Consider the following 19,730-nt stretch of genomic DNA (forward strand, 5'->3'; position numbering starts at 1 on the left):
AGTATTGGGCTCCTTAGTAAAGCGAGTGCTTGTTAGACTCAATGAAGTCGTTGTTCAAACGGCCAAACATCTTGATGTAACACCAGGTGGTGTAACCCAGAATGATTGGAACGAAGATGCAAGCGACTGCAAACATGATGTTCAGGGTCATCTCAGAACTGGTCGCATCCCACATGGTCAGTGAGTGGCTTGGGTTCAAAGAGGAAGGCATCACGAATGGGAACAGTGACACTGCCGCCGTTACGATAACCGCAATCAAGTTCAAAGAGCTGGTCACAAACGCCAAACCGTTACGGTTCAGGCTAGACAGCGCTGCCGTTGCCAAAGGCATCAGTACCGCAAGCAGAGGCAGCACATACAGTGCAGGCATGGCATTGTAGTTGCTGAACCAAGCGCCGCTAGCCGCTTCTACGGTTTTCAGTGTTGGGTTCGATGGACCATTGTGATCCATGGCAGAGGTCACCACATAACCGTCGATGCCGCTGTACATCCACAGGCCAATCAGGACAAACAGCGCCGCACCGGCCACGCCGATAACCTTAGTGGCTTTACCCACACGCTGATACAGCTCACCTTCGGTCTTCATCTGCAGCCAAGTACAACCTTGCAGCAAGAACATGGACACACACAGCAGACCAACCAGCAACGCAAATGGGTTCAGCAGGCCGAAGAAGCTGCCACGGTAGAACACGCGCAGATACTCGTCATACTCAAACGGAACCCCTTGGAACAGGTTACCAAACGCCACACCAATGATGAGTGGTGGAACCAGACCACCTAGGAACAGGCCCCAGTCCCACGCATTACGCCAACGCTTATCATCAATCTTAGAGCGGTAATCAAAACCGATAGGACGGAAGAACAGCGAGAACAACACCAACACCATGGCGATATACAGGCCTGAGAAAGCCGCAGCGTATACCAGTGGCCAAGCCGCAAAGATGGCACCGGCAGCGGTCAGCAACCAAACCTGGTTACCGTCCCAGTGTGGCGCAATGGAGTTGATCATTACGCGACGTTCGTTGTCAGTTTTTCCGATGAAGGGCAGCAGAGCGCCAACCCCCATATCAAAGCCGTCAGTGACCGCAAAACCGATCATTAGAACGACGATCAGCAGCCACCAGATGGCGCGAAGCATTTCATAATCAAGCATGGCTGGACGCCTCCTTGGCGAGCTTACGGTTTGTCTCAGCAGTGTTCATCTGCTCTACCAGACGCGCATCTTCCGCGGCGTTGGCATCAGACTCAAAGTGGTAACGACCGGTCTTCAGGCTGCTTGGACCCAAGCGAGCGAAGCGGAACATCAGGAACATCTCAGCCACCAAGGCCAGGGTGTAGAAGCCACAGATTAGAACGATACTGAAGATAAGATCAGAAGCGCTCAGGCTAGAGGTCGACATCGCCGTTGGCAGAATTTCAGCAATGGTCCAAGGCTGACGACCGTACTCGGCCACAAACCAACCGCACTGAATCGCAATCCACGGCATTGGGATGGCAACCACCGCCAGTTTCAACAACCAAGGCTTGGCGGTAATGCGCTGCTTGGCACTTTGCAGGAACGACATGCCGATAATCAGCAGCATCGCCATGCCCAAACCAACCATCACGCGGAAGGACCAGAACATCGGGCCAACGTTTGGAATGGAATCGTCTACGGCCGCTTTAATTTGCGAGTCACTCGCTTGGTCGATCTCTTCTAAGTAACGCTTCAGCAAGAAACCGTAACCCAAATCAACTTTACGGTCGTTGAACTCAGCTTTTTCAGCTTCGGTAGCAGAGCCATCACGAACTTTCTTAAGCAGAGAGTACGCCACCATACCGTTACGGATGCGCTCTTCATGCTCGATCTTCAGGTCTTTAATGCCCTTCACCTCTTCATCCAGAGAGCGAGTGGCGATAATGCCCATCAGATAAGGAATTTTAACCGCGAAATGCGTCTCTTCGGCGTCACTGTCAGGAATACCGACTGCGGTAAAGGACGCAGGTGCTGGGTGAGTCTCCCACTCCGCTTCCACTGCTGCCAGTTTCACCTTCTGAACGTCGCCCATCTCATAACCAGACTCATCGCCCAGTACGATAACAGACAGAATCGAAGCCATACCGAACGCCGATGCGATGTAGAACGAACGCTTAGCAAACGCAATATCGCGGCCTTTCAGCAGGTAGTAAGCACTGATACCCAGTACAAACATGGAACCCGTTACGTAGCCGGAAGCCACGGTGTGTACGAATTTAACCTGAGCAACAGGATTAAATACCACCTCCGCAAAACTGGCCATCTCCATACGCATGGTCACGTAGTTGAACTCTGCACCAACGGGATGCTGCATCCAACCATTAGCAATCAGAATCCACAGCGCGGACATGTTAGAACCCAGAGCAACCAACCAAGTTACAGCAAGGTGCTGGCGCTTAGACAGGCGATCCCAACCGAAGAAGAACAGACCGATCAGAGTCGATTCAAGGAAGAACGCCATCAGGGCTTCGATGGCCAAAGGCGCACCGAAAATGTCTCCCACATAGTGAGAGTAGTAAGCCCAGTTAGTACCGAACTGGAACTCCATGGTGATACCCGTGGTAACACCCAGAGCAAAGTTAATGGCAAACAATTTACCCCAGAATTTGGTCATGTCCTTATAGACCTGCTTATCCGTCATCACATAGAGCGACTCCATGATGGCAAGCAAAAAGGCCATACCCAAAGTTAGGGGCACAAATAGAAAGTGGTACATCGCCGTGAGCGCAAATTGCAGCCGCGACAGATCGACTACTTCATCGACAATCATTGGGATCTCCTTATACCTAAAGTTGCTGTTTGCGGATAACAAGAACTCAGGAACAAGTGGCTAGGGGAGGGCAAATAAAAAGAGTTCAACGAAGACAGTGGGCTCGGACTTTCCACACACCAAGTACCACAAAACGCGCTCAATACGCTTAGTACTGAACGCCATGATTTCGGCTCTACGATACGCAGGGGACGTCCCATTCCACCAACTACCTTCATTAACATCTTTAACCTAAATCTGGCTGTCATTCTTCGCCTATAAGCAAGAATAATCCACGAGCCAGCTAACAAATTCGATTTATTTTATGGTTGAACCAGTCAACGCTTTCTACCCTGCCAGAAAAAAATTGAATTGGTAGAGAGCCAAATCACAAAACGACAAATCCGCAACCTTTGACACCCAATGTAAACTAAATTCGATAAACTTTACCGATTATTCCTCTGCGTTATGCGAGTTCAAATGAGTGATTCATCTTTATCTCGACCTGCGGCGAGTGACTAAATAGCCACAGCTCTTGAATAGGCTGTCAATCCTCTAAAACCCCTCAACAAACATTAGAAAATCTTATGCGAATTTCGAGTTTTTTTGTCTTGTTAATTGGACAGACCAAAACTACTATAGCGCCGTCGAATCAAGGGGGCTTTTTATAAGCCAGCTGATTCCACTGTTGAAAACCGTTTCTTCTTTTAGGAGACCCTGATGACTTTATTGCTATCTCGTTTGGTTAAGCACTATCAACGTAGCTTCTCCGAACTGTACCAATCACAGGTTCTGTGATCGCCCGGCTTGCCGCTCCCTAGGCAAGCAAGTATCACCTTCTTTGCGAAATGCTAGTGCATTCTTTGGCCGCCCCTCTTGGAGCGGCCTTTTTTTATTCTGCGCCTGACCGATGACATAAATCAGTCATCTTTATTACACCAGCCAACCCATACCGCTTCGCCCCCCCCTAGCCGAAAAACGTAACTAACGAATTTATAATGTAAAATCACATCACATTTCGTCCTAGTTTGTACAACATTTCTAATGCCTGCTCCTTTTAAAGCTCCCCTTCAAAACTGAAGCGAAATGCGTACGCCAGTTGCCGACTGGTGACGCCGAGAGAAACCTCGACGCAACAAAACCAAGGACAGCACGCCCGAAAGGCTCGCTAAGCCACCGGTGGCGCATCGGGCCGATAGTGAGAGCGAGGAAATATGTCACCCTGGAGGCCTAGGGTGTGCAGAGGGTGAAACCCTCCCCCGCCGGAGGCAAACGCACGGACTTACTTCAAAAGATCTGTTGTCGTGGGTATAGCGCATCATGGTGGCCACTCCGCCTCATAAAAAAACGGCGCCTGAGTAGGCGCCGTTATTTCATTCAAGCATGTGCTACTTCAAAGCCACTCGCGCATTACGGAACATCCGCATCCATGGGGAATCTTCGCCCCACTCATCTGGGTGCCAGCTACTTGCAACAGTCCGGAATACGCGCTCTGGTCGTGGGTATGGCGCATCATGGAGGCCACTCCGCCTCATAAAAAAACGGCGCCTGGGTAGGCGCCGCTTTATTAAACTTCAGGTTATTTCAAAGCAACCCGAGCATTACGGAACATCCGCATCCATGGAGAATCTTCGCCCCACTCATCTGGATGCCAGCTATTCGCAACCGTTCTAAAGACACGTTCTGGGTGAGGCATCATGATGGTCACTCGACCATCAGTGGTGGTTAAACCGGTGATGCCCGCAGGAGAGCCGTTCGGGTTGGCTGGATATGCCGTCGCAATCTGATGATCGTGATTCAGATAACGCAGCGCCACCGTGCCAGAGTTATCCGCCGCCAAGAACGCTTCTTGAGATGCAAACTCTGCTCGACCTTCACCGTGAGAAACCGCAATCGGCATTCGAGATCCCGCCATGCCTTGGAAAAACAAGCTTGGGTTTTGCTGCACTTCCACCAAAGAGAAGCGCGCTTCAAAACGCTCAGAGCGGTTGCGCACAAAGTGTGGCCAGTGCTCAGAGCCCGGAATGATGCTCTTCAAGTTAGACAGCATCTGACAACCGTTACACACGCCCAGTGCCAAGGTCTGATCACTCTCGAAGAACTGCTGGAACTGGCTGCGAGCACGGTCGTTAAACAGAATCGACTTCGCCCAACCTTCACCAGCACCTAACACGTCACCGTAGGAGAAGCCGCCACAGGCAACGAGGCCTTGGAACTGCTCTAGCGTCAAGCGGCCCTCAAGAATGTCGCTCATGTGAACGTCTACCGCTTCGAAACCGGCACGGTCAAACGCGGCGGCCATCTCAACGTGGGAGTTCACGCCCTGCTCGCGCAGAATCGCCATCTTCGGCTGCTTGCCCGACAGAATGAATGGCGCAGCCACATCTTCACTAGGATCAAAGCTCAGCTGAGCTGACAGGCCTTTATCGTCGCCATTGAGCTTAGCCTGATGCTCTTCATCGGCACACTCTGGGTTATCACGCAGACGCTGCATCTGATGGGTAGTCTCAGCCCAGATGCCACGCAGTTCAAGGCGAGATTCATCCACCACCACCGCATCGCCTTGGCTGATGACGATACGGTCACCATCATTCACCTTGGCAATCACGTGGCTGCACTGGCCCAGTCCATGCTGTGCCAGAATCTCTGCCACGTCTTCCAACTGCTCATCGGCAACCTGCAGCACCACACCCAACTCTTCGTTGAATAGGGATGCCAATACGTCGTTGCCAAGGGCAGTCAGATCCGCTTGAACACCCGCTTTACCAGCGAAGGCCATCTCTGCCAGAGTCACGAACAGACCACCATCGCCCTTATCGTGGTAGGCGATAAGCTTCTGCTCGCTGTTCAGTTGCTGTAGCGCGTTGAACAGGCCTTTCAGCAGCTCAGGGCTGTCCACATCCGGCGCTTCGTTGCCCAGCTGGTTAAAGACCTGAGCCAGAGCCGAACCGCCCAGACGCTGTTTGCCATTACCGAGGTCAATCAGCACTAGGCTGGATTCGCCTTTATCCAAACGCAGCTGTGGGGTCAAAGTACGGCGCACGTCGTCAACACGGCCAAAGGCGGTAATCACCAGCGACAGTGGTGAGGTTACGCTCTTGTCCTCACCATCTTGATTCCAAGCGGTCTTCATCGACATGGAGTCTTTGCCCACCGGAATGGTCAAGCCCAATGCTGGGCACAGCTCTTCGCCCACCGCTTTCACCGCTTCGTACAGACCGGCATCTTCACCGGGGTGACCTGCAGCGGCCATCCAGTTAGCAGACAACTTAATGTTGGACAGTGAAGGGATGTTGGCACAAGCGATGTTAGTGATCGCCTCGCCGACTGCCATGCGGGCAGAAGCACCGTAGTTAATCAGCGCCAGTGGCGTGCGCTCACCCATGGACATCGCTTCACCGTGGTAGCTATCTAAGGTGGCAGCGGTCACCGCACAGTTGGCCACCGGCACCTGCCAAGGGCCAACCATCTGATCCCGAGCGACCAAGCCCGTTACGCTGCGGTCACCGATGGTGATCAGGAAGGTTTTCTCTGCCACGGCTGGCAGGCGCAATACTCGGCGCACGGCGTCAGCCACAGTAACACCGGCAAAATCCAGCGCCGGTGATTGGTTAGTACGAGACTCAACGTCACGATGCATCTTAGGCGCTTTGCCCAGCAGCACCTCCATCGGCATGTCGATAGGTGCGTTATCAAAGTGACTGTCTTCCAGAGTAAGGTGCTTCTCTTCAATCGCCTCACCGATAACCGCATATGGCGCCCGCTCACGGCGGCAGATCTCATCAAAAGCAGCTAGGTTTTCTGGGGCAACCGCCATGACGTAGCGCTCTTGAGACTCGTTACACCAGATCTCCAGCGGCGACATGCCCGGCTCATCGTTAGGCACATCACGCAGTTGGAAGCGGCCACCGCGGCCACCGTCGTCTACCAGCTCAGGCATGGCGTTCGACAGACCACCAGCACCCACATCGTGGATAAAGGCGATAGGGTTAGCATCCCCCATCTGCCAGCAGCGATCGATTACCTCTTGGCAGCGGCGTTCGATTTCAGGGTTATCACGCTGAACCGAAGCAAAGTCGAGATCCTCTGAGGACTGGCCTGACGCCATCGACGATGCGGCACCGCCACCCAAGCCGATGTTCATCGCTGGGCCGCCCAAGACGATCAGCTTGGCGCCAACGGGGATTTCGCCCTTTTGAACATGCTCCTCACGGATGTTACCCAAGCCGCCCGCCAGCATAATTGGCTTGTGGTAGCCACGCACTTCGGTGCCATTAAAGCTGCTCACTTGCTGCTCATAGGTACGGAAGTAACCCAGCAATGCCGGACGACCAAACTCGTTGTTAAAGGCGGCGCCGCCCAGAGGACCTTCGGTCATGATCTCCAGAGGCGTTACAATGCGGTCCGGCTTGCCATATGGCTGCTCCCACGGCTGTTCAAACCCTGGAATATTCAAGTTAGAAACGGTAAATCCAGTCAGGCCCGCTTTCGGCTTAGAGCCTCGGCCCGTAGCCCCTTCATCACGAATCTCACCACCAGAACCGGTTGCCGCTCCAGGGAATGGGCTGATGGCGGTTGGGTGGTTGTGGGTTTCTACCTTCATCAGGATATGAACCGGCTCCTGATGATATTGATAGGTGCCTTGCGGATTCGGGAAGAAACGGCCCGCCTCAGAACCCACCATGACGGCGGCGTTATCTTTATAAGCAGACAGTACGTTTTCCGGGTTGCGCTCAAAGGTGTTCTTAATCATCTTAAACAGCGATTTAGGCTGTTCATTTCCGTCGATAGTCCAATCGGCATTGAAGATTTTATGGCGACAATGTTCCGAGTTGGCCTGAGCGAACATATAGAGTTCGATGTCGTTAGGGTTGCGCTCAAGACGGGTGAAATTCTCTACAAGGTAATCAATTTCATCTTCTGCCAGCGCCAGCCCCATGGTCTGGTTCGCCGCCGCTAGGGCGTCACGACCGCCACTTAAAATGTCTACGCTTTTATGAGGCGCAGGCTCGGCCACGGCAAACAGGGCATCAGCGGCCTCAAAACTGTCAAGAACGGCCTCTACCATGCGGTCATGAATCAGGCCAAGAAGCTGCTTCTGTTGCTCTGCGGTTAGCTCGCCTTGAAGCTGAACATACCAAGCAACACCACGCTCAAGACGCTTAACAGGGCTAAGGCCACAGTTATGAGCAATGTCGGTAGCCTTTGATGACCAAGGAGAAATTGTGCCAGGACGGGGGACCACCAGTAACAATTTGCCTTCAGGTTGGTGCTGTTCCAACTTAGGGCCATAGGTTAATATCTGTTCGAGGTGGGAGGTTTGTTCAGGGCTGAGCGGAGCGGAGAGATGGGCAAAGTGAGCGTATTCAGCATAAAGATCGGTAACGGGAAGGTTGGCGTCTTCACAAGCTGAGATCAGCTTTTGAACCCGAAACGTCGACAAAGCCGGCGCGCCGCGGAGGATCTTAATCACGGTGTTTTACCTTATATAGTTTTTGTGTGTAGGGTGCTCCGTGACCGTGTTCCGAATCGGATCACTGGGTCCGGAAACAAAGGTGGCGCTATTATAGTGGAAACGGCGGTGGCAAAACAGCCTACTTTAAAAGGAAGATGGGTCTGAATTTTAATCCTTTTATAATCAAATTCGCTGCCTTGGCGTCAAGCTTGTTGCTTTTAGGTGGCTGCCTAGACTTGGAGGTGCAACGACCTCCTAAGGTCGAAGTGGCCGAGCCTGGACCACTTAGAGTGGGCACGCTCTACGGCCCGACGACCTATGTGGTTGGCAGCGCTGGCCCCATGGGGCTGGATTATGAACTGGCCGAAGGATTCGCGAGTCACCTAGGCCGAGAGCTCAAACTCGTCCCCTACTCCTCCCTGTCGCAACTGTTTAATGATATGAGTAACGACAAGCTGGATCTGATCGCCTCCAGTTTGCCACACACTACATTAAGCCGAAGCTTCTGGCGTTTTAGTCCGCCGCTTTATACCACCCAGATGCAACTGGTTTATCGCCGTGGTGAGCCCAAACCGGCAAATCTCAATCAGATCAACAACGGCATTATGGTGATGGCAGGCTCCAGTCATGCGGAGCTTTTGGCCAAACTCAGTCCCGATTACCCTTACCTACATTGGCAAGAAACCGACACTCAAGCCAGTCACGAGCTGCTGGCGTTAGTCGCCTCTGGGGAACTGGACTACACCATTGCCGATGCCAAAACCTTAGCCGCCGCCCAGCGCCTTTACCCAACACTGGCTTCAGCCTTTAATCTCGGGGAGGAATTGGAAGTCGGCTGGGCCCTGCATGCCAAAACCAGTAACCCGCTGTTTAGCGACTTATTAGATTATTGGCATGGCCTCAATCAACAGGGACGATTGCCTCAACTGGAAGAGAAGTACTTTGGTCACGCAAAACGCTTCGACTTTGTTGATACTCGGGCCTTTATTCGTGCCACCAAAAAAACTCTGCCAAAGTATCAACCATGGTTTGAGGAGTACTCGGGAAACCTTGATTGGCGCAAACTGGCGGCAGTGAGCTACCAGGAGTCCCACTGGAACCCCAGAGCCAAATCCCCCACAGGGGTACGCGGGTTGATGATGCTCACTCGCTCTACCGCCAAACGGGTAGGAGTCAAAGACAGGCTGGATCCAGAGCAGAGCATTCGCGGCGGCAGTCAATATCTGCAAGATCTCATCAAACGCTTACCCGCCTCCATTCCCGAGCCAGAACGGATCTGGTTTGCTTTAGCGGCATACAACATTGGTTTGGGACATGTGGAAGACGCCCGGGTGATTGCCCAGCGTCACGGCCTCGATCCCAGCAGTTGGCGCGACGTTAAATCGATGCTGCCTAGGCTCAATCAAAAACGCTACTACCAACACACCCGCTATGGTTTTGCCGAAGGAAAAGTGGCCGCCCACTATGTAGACAACATTAAGCGCTACTACGACACCTTAGTACTGCTGGAAAATCAAGATTCGAATGCCACTGTTACTGCAGCTCACGCTCAGCCCTCTTTTTAAGGTCTTTCCCACAATATTTTGCTAAACCTCTTGAAAACCACCATAGGCGATACTATTTATGGATGAAGATTTGTCGTTTATTTGAACTTTTTTCAAAAAATGCCATCTTTAACAAACAGCTAGTGTCATTTTATGGCTGGTCACGCTGTCATTTTCATGAAACACAGAGGGGATACATTCCACCACAAACACAAAGGGAGAACTGTCTATGATGAAGACACCAACCAGAAGGCGTAAAGCATTGAGTAGCTTATCCGAGCGCCGAAGAAACTTGCGAAAACGCAACCATATGAAAACCCTGCATCGCGCTAAGGTTTTCCTTCAAGAGTCCGCTTTAGAGGCCCTTTGAGCCTGCTTTAGCGCTTTTTTCTCCGCTCGGCGGCGACGAAAGAAAGCACTCAACTGTTCGCTGCACTCGTCAGCCAGCACCCCTGAGATTATCTCAACTTGATGATTCAGCGCAGAATGCTGTAGCAAATTCATCACACTACCCCCGGCGCCGGTCTTTAAATCACTGGCGCCAAAGACCACGGTTCCCACTCTGGCATGCACCAACGCCCCCGCGCACATAGGACAGGGCTCAAGGGTGACATACAGAGTGGTATCCAGTTGACGATAATTCTCAAGAACCTGTCCGGCACTGCGCAGGCACTGCATCTCTGCATGGGCACTGGGGTCGTGATCAATAATACTGCGATTAAAACCTTCCGCGACCACCTGATCTCCTTTGACCAGCACCGCACCGACCGGGATCTCACCAATGGCTTCCGCCTGCTGCGCCAATTTCATGGCATAACGCATCCACTTTTGATGTTGTTCCATTGGTGCCCCCTTAACGAAAAGATGCCGATTTTAAAGGGTTACGCCGGTTGCCACAATTCAATCTTATTGCCTTCAGGGTCCACGAACCAACCAAAGCGGCCATAACTCTCCTCAACCACTTCTGCCACCAGTGTTGCGCCGCCCTGCTCTACCTGGGCCAAAGCGCCATCCAGATCATCCACGATCAAATTGATCATATAGCGCCGCTCAGATGGGTCAAAATAACGAGTCTGTTCATCAAAGGCACACCACACCGTCAACGCGTTTTCGGGTAGCTTTGCTGGTTCAAAATTACAGCCAAACTCTCCCACGTCCATTCCCAGATGCTGCTTATACCACTCTCCCAATAATTTCGGATTGCTGCTCTTAAAAAAGACGCCACCTACACCCAGTGCTTTAGCCATGACTGTTCTCCAAAACAAAAAACGCTACCCCAAAGGGTAGCGTTTGATTTGCATCTAGGAGCAGCTTTAGCCTAACCAATACTAACTTCCACATCTCCCGATAGGGTGCTGGCGCAAGCGAGGAAGTAGCCTTGCTCAACGTCTTCCGGTGGCAACGCCAATGCCGCAGTGCTGGTTACTTTAGTGGGATCACTGCTTTTACATCGGCAACTGCCACACACGCCTGAACGACAGGCCGCAAAAATTGGCAGTTGCTCACTCTCCAGCGCTTCCAGTACCGTTTGGCCTTCACCAATGGCCACCGATTTGTCGCCTACCGTCATGGTGTATCCAGCTTGGGCACTCTCCTGCTGTGATTCGCCACTGGCGTAATCCGCTACCGCACTGTGAAAAGCTTCTTGGAATACCTTATCTTCCGCCACACCCAGAGCCTTAAACCACTCATTGGCCGCCAACATATAGCCCTCTGGACCACACATCAGTACCGTGCGATCTCGAATGTCTGTGGCCAAAGACAACAACAGGCGCGCATCCAACTTACCTTGAACCTGCCCCTTTTGGGGATCGTTGGAGATCACCCAGTGCAACGTCAGGTTTGGGTGAGCGGCCGCTAACGCTTCAAGCTCATTGACGAAGATACGATCCGCTGAGTGTGAGGCGCTGTGTACAAACACAATGTCGGCATCCGCATCTTGAGCCAAACGCTGACGCAACATAGAGTACACCGGCGTGATGCCACAGCCAGCACTAAGCAGCAACAGCTTACCCTGCTTGGCATACTGATAGTGAAACTCTCCCGCTGCTGGCAGAGTGGCAAAAGCGTCCCCGACCTTGGCATGGTCTGCCAAGTAGTTCGATACCAGACCACCGTCGATGCGCTTGATGGTCAGCGCCAAATGATCGTCTCCGGGAATCGATGCCAAGCTATAGCAACGGCTGTGCTGCTGGCCATCGATGCTGACTTGCAGCGGCAAAAACTGGCCAGGGATAAAATCGATATCGGAGTTCGACTGAAACAGATAGGTGTTAACGTCAGCGGTTTCTTGGCGAATTTCGGTGCAGGTCAGTTGCATCAAAGGCTCCTACAGCAATACAAATCTAAAACAAAAAGCGGTATTGATAAAAAACGGTCTGGGAACAAAAAAAGGGGGCCGCAGCCCCCAACCCTAGACTTTGGTTAGCCCAAAATGTCTTTCAAATCTTGCTCAACGTTGGTGATGAGACGCAGACCGGTCTGCTCATTCAGGTGGTTGATCAGGTTCTCGGTCAAAAACGCCGGTACGGTAGGACCAACACGGATGTCTTTGATGCCCAATGCCAACAGAGTCAGCAGGATGGCAATTGCCTTCTGCTCAAACCAAGACAGAATCAAAGACAGAGGCAGGTCATTAACGCCACATTCGAAGGTTTCCGCCAGCGCGATCACCAGTTGGATGGCAGAGTAAGCATCGTTACATTGACCCACGTCCAGCAGACGAGGAATGCCGTTTACGTCACCGAACTCCAGATCGTTGAACTTAAATTTACCGCACGCTAGAGTCAGCATCAGAGTGTCATCTGGAGTTGCTTTGGTGAACTCAGTGAAGTAGTTGCGCTCTTGCTTGTCACCATCACAGCCGCCAACCAAGAAGAAGTGGCGAATGTTGCCCGCTTTAACCTGCTCGATAACCGCTGGAGCGGCTTCCATCAGGGCGTTACGTGCAAAACCGGTCATGGTGTAGTGAGGGATTTCGTCGTACTTAAAGCCTTCACATTCCAGCGCTTTCTCGATTACTGCGCTGTAATCATCACCAGTATGGTGAACCACGCCAGGCCACCCAACGATGTTACGAGTGAACATGCGATCGGCGTAGGAACCCGGGTTTGGATCAATCAAACAGTTGGAGGTCATTACGATGGCACCAGGGAAGTTGGCGAACTCCTTCTGCTGGTTTTGCCACGCACTACCATAGTTACCCACCAAGTGCGGGTAATTGCCACCCAGCTCTGGGTATGCGTGGGCTGGCAACATCTCACCGTGGGTATAAACGTTAATGCCTTTGTCTTTGGTCTGCTCCAGAATGTGCTGCAGATCAATCAGGTCGTGGCCTGAAACCAGAATTGCCTTACCGGCAACGGTCTTCATATTAACCTTGGTTGGTACAGGGTGACCGAAAGCATCGGTTTCGCCCTTGTCCAACATCTCCATCACTTTGTAGTTCAGGTGACCGGTGGCCATCGCCAGTTCAAGCAGTTCATTCAGATCGCTTGGGTCTTCACCCAGACGAGCCATAATGCGATGGAACTCACCATATACTTCAACATCTTGCTGACCCAGAATGCGAGCGTGCTCCATGTAAGCCGCCACACCCTTCAGGCCATACAAGTTCAGTAGGCGCAGACCCAAAATGTCTTCACCGATGGTTTCCACATCACGGTTTACCGCAGTCTGAGGCGCTTGGCTTAGCATGGCCGCTTTTTCAGCACTGATCTCAAATTGAGCAGCACCAACAAGGGTCTTCGGTTCTACACCCTGCACGGTACAGGCCGCTTCATAGGCTGCTTTCAAACGGGTTTTAGCCGCTACCGCTTCTGCGGTGTAGGCCACCAGACGTTCAGCGTCGAAGTTTACGTTGGTCAGAGTTGAGAAGAACGCCTGTGGAATGTAAGCGTCAGCAGCGGCATCCACCACGCCCACTTCACGAGCTGCATTTGCGTAAGCACTTACGCCCTGCAGCATGTACACCAGTACGTCTTGAAGATCAGAAATCTCGGAAGTTTTTCCACACATGCCCATGGCGTACTGACAGCCATTGGCCACTGGGGTTTGCATGGTTTGCTCACACTGAATACAAAACACAGGGCGCTCCTTTAATGTTGCATATCATTTGAATGTTTATGTGAGCAAAGCATAATCCTCCCCAAAACAGTTTAAAAGGCATTTTTGATGCAACTTTAAATAAGGATGATCGAGATCAAATTTGGTGCCATGTAATAAGAATCAGTTGCAAATTGAACTGGCGTCACTCAAAAGATAAGTGGTTGGATTGGTTGTATTAGCACCGACTGAGCTTAAGATGGAGGTTAAAAATTAAGGTCTGTTTATCTTTGGTAATGCTCAAGCCTAGGGAAATAGACCAATAGCGCAAAAACAGACACAAAAGGTCAACAGACCATAGGGTTTGTTTATCTTTTGTGATGAAATTTTGGTCTAGGATAACGGGTTTTAATCAAGGCAAACGATTAAAGGCATAGTGGTTCTACGTCGAAATCGTTTAACGCAGAGTGATACCAATTGCACTAATGGTCTGTTCATTCAGCTGAAATTAATTGGTGCTCAGACAAGGCAGTAAAGTGAAGCTCTAGTGGGTCTAAAGTGAGGTTTACTAACGCAGTATGAGAGCCGATTAAATCAGCCCTCCGGGAAGCTCTCACAAGCTCCGACTCTGCGTTAGCGTCGTTCGAAAGGTACCAACATTCCTTCGCAACGCTGCCTTGATTCAAAACTTGTGAGAGCTTCTGAACTGCACAGAGCATTACTGCATTTGGTATAAACCGTTAGTCAGACCCCGTAGGGCGCTTGTTTACTATCTAAGTCACCCCAGTGGTGATACTCAAACTTAAGAAAATAGACCTAAAGCGCAAAAAACAGACACAAAAGGTCAACAGACCCTAGTATAAGGACATCTCAAATGACTACTTTGGCAGCGTTGCCACTTATCTTGGCTGCCGGCTCTCACGGCCACTACATCAACGATTCGATTCTCCCGCCGCAACTGCCTTTCAGCGGTGCCAGTCAATCACTGCAACGAAGCGCCGACGACCCTCTGGCAACGCCAGCAGAACAGATGCGACTTGCCGACTCCCCCGATTACCAAGCCAGTTTTGCTTGGCTGGATAAGCTTGTAGCAACCAGCGATAAGCTTCAAAAAGTGTCCATTGGACAAAGCGCCCAAGGACGACAGCTGTGGATGATCATCGCCTCCGACTCGGGTGCCAGCAACGCTGAAGCCTTAGCCGCCAATGGCAAACCCACCTTGCTGTGGCAGGCAGGGATCCATGCAGGTGAAATTGACGGTAAAGATGCGGGCATGATGCTGCTGCGAGACATCGTTCAAGGGGACAAAGCCGATCTACTGAAAGGCGCCAACCTACTGTTTGTGCCTATTTTCAATGCTGACGGCCACGAACGCCGTGGGCTTTACAACCGAGTAAACCAACGTGGGCCAGTCACCATGGGCTGGCGCACCACCTCCACTAACCTCAATCTCAACCGAGACTACGCCAAAGCCGATACCCCTGAGATGCAGGCGATGCTCAAAGCCATCAACCAATGGCAGCCTGATCTCTATATCGATGCCCACGTCACCGACGGCATCGACTACCAGTACGACGTCACCTATGGCTATAACTTAGATGTCGGCTACAGCCCCGCCATCCATCAGTGGTTGGAACACACCTACCGTCCAGCGATGGATGCCAGGCTCACTCAGATGGGGCACACTCCTGGGCCATTGGTGTTTGCCATCGATAATGGCGACATGAGTAAGGGCCTAAGCCTATGGAATGCCTCACCTCGATACTCCAACGGCTACGGCGATGCCCGACATCTACCCACCATTTTGCTAGAAAACCACAGCTTAAAACCCTATCAGCAGCGGGTTTTGGGCACCTATGTGATGCTAGAACAGAGCCTAAAACTGTTGGCATCCGATGGCGCTAGCCTTAAACAAGCGGTCAACGCGGATCAGCAGCGCCACAGTTCGCCAATTACCCTTAGCTGGTCTTCCGAGCAGCAAGCCAAGGGTTGGGATTTCAAAGGCGTGGACTACCGCATTGAAACCAGCCCCATCAGTGGCAGCGAGGTAGTGCGCTGGCTAGGAACGCCAAAGCTCTACCCTAACCTGCCGGTAATCGGCAACACCAAAGCGAAGGTTCGCATTGAGCGCCCACAGGCTTATTACATTCCTCCGCAATGGCATCACGTCATCGAGCGCCTACAAGTTCATGGTATCCAGATGACTCGTTTGGAACAGGAGCAGGTCATCGAGGGCAGCAGCTATCGGCTCACTGAGCCTAAATTTGCTACCAGCAGTTATGAAGGTCGCCAGCGAGTCTCCGCCACTGCCAACCTTATCTATGAAAAACGCACACTTCCAAAAGGAAGTTGGCGAGTCGACACCAAACAACCTCTTGGGGATCTGGCAATTTTGCTGCTTGAGCCACAAAGCAGCGATTCGCTGCTGCAATGGGGATTCTTCAACACCATCTTTACTCGCACCGAATACATCGAGGCCTATGCCGTAGAACCACTAGCACAGCAGATGCTGGATAGTGACCCAGAACTGGCCAAAAAATTTAAACAAAAACTCGAGAATGACTCGGAGTTTAAAAATAACCCCAAAGCACGATTAGCTTGGTTTTATAGGAATAGTTCTTATTTCGACTTTACCTATCAGATTTATCCTATATTTCGCAAATAGTTTTTAATAAGAGTGAGCCGAATTTTATTTTCAGAATTCGGTTCATTCTTTTTTTTCATATATAAAGCACAAAATAAAATTAGGATAAAAATAGTGAAAAGCGACCCAAACGGATTTTCGCTCAACTGACCTTTGGGACTTTTTGTCTCAAAAACCTGATTTTCGCCTAATAAATCAGCTTCATAGTAAAAGTTTTCAGTAAGAAAAATCGTTATAAAACAACGTAAAATCCATATAGATCACCATTTTCACTAGCCACAACAACACAAAGTGACCCAGATCACAGTTCAAATAAGGTTTTGTGAAATCATTCTGATAGTCCCAAGGAATATTGATTTAAATCATTAATTCAATATTCGAACTTCATACACTTTACGGGCACTCTAGTTGTACCCCAAAAAAGGATCTATATATGGGACAGTACGATGCTTTATATAACCGGGGAGAAAAGCGTATAGCTGAGTTACAAAAAATAACTCCAGTTAAAAGCACCCCGCTACAGCAAAAATTGGAACAACATGGTATTTCTCGTCGTGATTTCATGACTTGGACCGCTAAGGTCACCACCATGCTTTCCCTCCCGCTTTCCTTCAGTCCTCTGGTCGCGCAAGCGGCTGAGATCGCTGACCGTGTGCCGCTTATCTGGTTGCACATGGCGGAATGTACCGGCTGCTCCGAATCTCTGATTCGCGCAGACACCCCCTCCATCGATGCGGTGATCTTTGACCACATCTCTCTGGAATATCACGAAACCTTGATGGCCGCCTCCGGCTGGCAAGCGGAAGAGAACCTTGAGCACGCGCTGGAAGCCTATAAAGGCGGCTATGTGCTGGCAGTAGAAGGGGCCATTCCTACCGCCAACAACGGTCACTTCCTGACGGTTGGCTGTAAGGGGCACACCGGTCTGGACATCATCCACCACGCCGCCGAAGGCGCCGCAGCCATTGTGTCTGTAGGTACCTGTGCCGCATTTGGTGGGGTTCAGGCGGCATCGCCTAACCCAACCGAAGCCAAAGGCGTAGGCGAAGTGATTCACAAGCCCGTGGTTAACCTAGGTGGCTGTCCTCCAAGTGAAAAGAACATTGTGGGTACCCTGATGTACTTCATCATGTTCGGCAAGCTGCCCGCATTGGATATGTACAACCGTCCAAAATGGGCTTATGGCGCTCGAGTTCACGACAACTGTGAACGTCGTGGCCGTTTCGATGCCGGTGAATTCGTTGAGAAGTTTGGTGACCAAGGCGCCAAAGACGGTTACTGCCTCTACAAGGTGGGCTGTAAAGGGCCATACACCTACAACAACTGCCCAACCGAGCGCTTCAACCACCACACCAGCTGGCCGGTATTGGCAGGTCATGGCTGCATTGGCTGTTCCGAGCCGAACTTCTGGGACGCCATGGCTGATTTTGAGAAGCCATTAGGCCGCCGCGACATCCACAGCTTGGATATGACCGCGGACATGATCGGCACCGCCATTCTCGGTGTCACCGCAGTTGGCATTGGCGCCCACGCCGTTGCTGGCGTGTTTGCCAAAGACGTGGAGGATAAGTGATGAGCAAACGAGTCGTAGTCGACCCCATTACCCGTATTGAAGGACACCTTCGTGTCGAGGTTGAGGTTGATGAGAATAACGTCATCACCAAGGCCTGGTCCGGCTCCACCCTATGGCGTGGCATCGAAACCATCCTGAAAGGCCGTACCCCAATGGATGCGGGCCTGATTGTTCAGCGTATCTGTGGTGTGTGCACCTACTCCCACTACCGTGCCAGTATCGAAGCGGTTGAAGATGCACTGGATGTAAAAATTCCAGAAAACGCCAAACTGCTGCGTAGCTTGATGCAGGCCTCCCTGTATATGCACGACCACGTGGTGCACTTCTACCACCTGCACGCTCTGGACTGGGTGGATATCGTCTCCGCCCTGTCTGCGGATCCTGCCAAAGCGGCTCAGGTTGCCATGCAGTACTCCGACAAGCCGATCAACGCCGGCGAAGGTGAACTGCGTGCGGTTCAAGAACGCGTTAAGGGCCTTGTGGACACCGGTAAGCTGGGACCATTCGCCAACGCGTATTGGGGCAACGGCACCTACAAGTTCAGCCCTGAGCAGAACCTGATCGCCGTATCTCACTACCTAAAAGCACTGGAAATTCAGCGTATCGCTGCAGAGATGCTGGCCATCTTCGGTGGTAAGCAGCCGCACCCTCAATCTCTGGTTGTGGGCGGTGTAACCTCAGTGCGTGACATGTTAAGCCCTGCTCGTCTGCAGGAGTGGAAAGACAAGCACGCCACCGTAATGGACTTCATCAACCGAGGTTATCTGGCCGACGTGCTGATGGCTGCTGACGTCTATAAGACTGAACCTTCGGTACTTGGCGGCGTAGGCGTGAAGAACTTCCTCGCCTCACAAGATTTCTACCTGGGCAACGGCGAATACCTGTTCGACTCCGGCGTGATCATGGAGGGCGATCTGGCCAACGTTCAAGAGATCGACCTGAGCTTGATCGAAGAGGACGTCACCCACGCCTGGTATGAAGATGGCGCAGCCCGTCACCCATACGATGGCGTTACCGAGCCAAACTACACCGGCTTTATTGAGCGTGACACCGTTTACGGCAAGCTGCCTACCTTTAACGAAGAGGGCAAGTACAGCTGGGTTAAGTCGCCTCGCTACAACGGCGAGCCAATGGAAGTGGGCCCACTGTCCTGCTTGCTGGTGAGCTACGCCAAGGGCAACAAGGCCGTTGTCGACGCCGTTAACTTCGTCTTGAAAGCGACCGGCCTGCCGATCGATGCTCTGTTTACCACGTTGGGCCGTACTGCGGCGCGTCTGGTGCAGACCATTTTGGTGGCGCAGACCAGCTTGAAGACCTTCGACGCTCTGGTTAGCAACATTCAGGTAGATGAGTCCACCTATGTTGAGCCGCAGATGGATCCCAACAAAGAGTACAAGGGTGTGGGCATCATCGAAGCCCCTCGCGGCCTGCTCAGTCACTGGATTCGCATCAAAGGCAACAAGATCGAGAACTACCAGGCGGTGGTACCGACCACTTGGAACGCCGGTCCTGTGGATGCCATGGGCAAAGTCGGTCCATTCGAGCAATCTCTGGTGGGCATGAAGCTGGAAGATCCAACCAAGCCTCTCGAGGTGATTCGAGTCATCCACTCATTTGACCCCTGCATGGCCTGTGCAGTGCACGTGATGGACTACAAGGGTCAGGATCTGGGGCAGTTCCACGTGGCGCCAAACGCCTAAAGGAG

General features: G+C 51.8%; 12 protein-coding genes. 4 read left to right on the forward strand and 8 right to left on the reverse strand.

The features are described 5' to 3' along the window. Positions 1-13: 13 nt before the first annotated feature. The 4 genes from cydB to purL form a co-directional block, all read right to left on the reverse strand. Positions 14-1,153, reverse strand: coding sequence for a cytochrome d ubiquinol oxidase subunit II (gene cydB / locus FCL42_RS11035; RefSeq protein WP_136863480.1), 1,140 nt, complete (start codon positions 1,151-1,153; stop codon positions 14-16). Beyond that, entirely contained in the window at positions 1,146-2,786 is a 1,641-nt protein-coding gene (locus FCL42_RS11040) for a cytochrome ubiquinol oxidase subunit I (protein ID WP_136863481.1), read from the reverse strand. Before FCL42_RS11040 ends, cydB begins: the two co-directional genes overlap by 8 nt. Before the next feature lie 1,367 nt (positions 2,787-4,153). Next, positions 4,154-4,333, reverse strand: a complete 180-nt coding sequence (locus tag FCL42_RS22090) for a phosphoribosylformylglycinamidine synthase subunit PurQ (RefSeq protein ID WP_407644374.1) — start codon at positions 4,331-4,333, stop codon at positions 4,154-4,156. An 11-nt stretch (positions 4,334-4,344) separates the two neighbouring features. Beyond that, positions 4,345-8,235, reverse strand: coding sequence for a phosphoribosylformylglycinamidine synthase (gene purL, locus FCL42_RS11050; RefSeq protein WP_136863595.1), 3,891 nt, complete (start codon positions 8,233-8,235; stop codon positions 4,345-4,347). A 140-nt stretch (positions 8,236-8,375) separates the two neighbouring features. On the opposite strand from purL, the gene mltF reads away from it, so the two are divergent. Then, positions 8,376-9,785 carry a membrane-bound lytic murein transglycosylase MltF gene (gene mltF, locus FCL42_RS11055; protein ID WP_136863483.1) on the forward strand — a complete coding sequence of 470 codons (1,410 nt, stop codon included), beginning with the start codon at positions 8,376-8,378 and terminating at the stop codon, positions 9,783-9,785. Between the two features lie 321 nt (positions 9,786-10,106). On the opposite strand, the gene tadA is transcribed toward mltF, so the two are convergent. From tadA to hcp, 4 genes are all read right to left on the reverse strand, one after another. Beyond that, complete coding sequence (tadA, locus tag FCL42_RS11060; protein WP_136863484.1) at positions 10,107-10,607, reverse strand: tRNA adenosine(34) deaminase TadA; 501 nt, start codon at positions 10,605-10,607, stop codon at positions 10,107-10,109. 38 nt (positions 10,608-10,645) lie between these two features. Continuing rightward, the gene (locus tag FCL42_RS11065; RefSeq protein ID WP_136863485.1) at positions 10,646-11,011 is read right to left on the reverse strand and encodes a VOC family protein; all 366 of its coding nucleotides are present in this window, start codon (positions 11,009-11,011) and stop codon (positions 10,646-10,648) included. A 71-nt stretch (positions 11,012-11,082) separates the two neighbouring features. Beyond that, entirely contained in the window at positions 11,083-12,084 is a 1,002-nt protein-coding gene (locus tag FCL42_RS11070; RefSeq protein ID WP_136863486.1) for a hybrid-cluster NAD(P)-dependent oxidoreductase, read from the reverse strand. A gap of 104 nt (positions 12,085-12,188) precedes the next feature. Next, positions 12,189-13,850, reverse strand: a complete 1,662-nt coding sequence (gene hcp / locus FCL42_RS11075) for a hydroxylamine reductase (RefSeq protein ID WP_136863487.1) — start codon at positions 13,848-13,850, stop codon at positions 12,189-12,191. An 832-nt stretch (positions 13,851-14,682) separates the two neighbouring features. Here hcp and FCL42_RS11080 point away from each other — a divergent pair. The 3 genes from FCL42_RS11080 (at position 14,683) to FCL42_RS11090 (ending at position 19,725) form a co-directional block, all read left to right on the forward strand. Continuing rightward, a complete protein-coding gene (locus FCL42_RS11080) occupies positions 14,683-16,473 on the forward strand; it encodes a M14 family metallopeptidase (RefSeq protein WP_136863488.1) in 1,791 nt (596 codons plus the stop codon). 412 nt (positions 16,474-16,885) lie between these two features. After that, a complete protein-coding gene (hyaA, locus tag FCL42_RS11085; protein WP_136863489.1) occupies positions 16,886-18,025 on the forward strand; it encodes a nickel-dependent hydrogenase small subunit in 1,140 nt (379 codons plus the stop codon). Beyond that, a complete protein-coding gene (locus FCL42_RS11090; protein WP_136863490.1) occupies positions 18,025-19,725 on the forward strand; it encodes a nickel-dependent hydrogenase large subunit in 1,701 nt (566 codons plus the stop codon). Before hyaA ends, FCL42_RS11090 begins: the two co-directional genes overlap by 1 nt. Positions 19,726-19,730: the final 5 nt, after the last annotated feature.

It is taken from the genome of Ferrimonas aestuarii (assembly GCF_005116665.1).
Taxonomy (GTDB): Bacteria; Pseudomonadota; Gammaproteobacteria; order Enterobacterales; family Shewanellaceae; genus Ferrimonas; species Ferrimonas aestuarii.

Coding starts and splice junctions, on each gene's coding strand:
- tadA (WP_136863484.1), bottom strand. CDS start 10,607: ATGGAACAACATCAAAAGTGGATGCGTTATGCCATGAAATTGGCGCAG.
- FCL42_RS11080 (WP_136863488.1), top strand. CDS start 14,683: ATGACTACTTTGGCAGCGTTGCCACTTATCTTGGCTGCCGGCTCTCAC.
- FCL42_RS11040 (WP_136863481.1), bottom strand. CDS start 2,786: ATGATTGTCGATGAAGTAGTCGATCTGTCGCGGCTGCAATTTGCGCTC.
- cydB (WP_136863480.1), bottom strand. CDS start 1,153: ATGCTTGATTATGAAATGCTTCGCGCCATCTGGTGGCTGCTGATCGTC.
- FCL42_RS11070 (WP_136863486.1), bottom strand. CDS start 12,084: ATGCAACTGACCTGCACCGAAATTCGCCAAGAAACCGCTGACGTTAAC.
- FCL42_RS11065 (WP_136863485.1), bottom strand. CDS start 11,011: ATGGCTAAAGCACTGGGTGTAGGTGGCGTCTTTTTTAAGAGCAGCAAT.
- hyaA (WP_136863489.1), top strand. CDS start 16,886: ATGGGACAGTACGATGCTTTATATAACCGGGGAGAAAAGCGTATAGCT.
- mltF (WP_136863483.1), top strand. CDS start 8,376: ATGGGTCTGAATTTTAATCCTTTTATAATCAAATTCGCTGCCTTGGCG.
- FCL42_RS11090 (WP_136863490.1), top strand. CDS start 18,025: ATGAGCAAACGAGTCGTAGTCGACCCCATTACCCGTATTGAAGGACAC.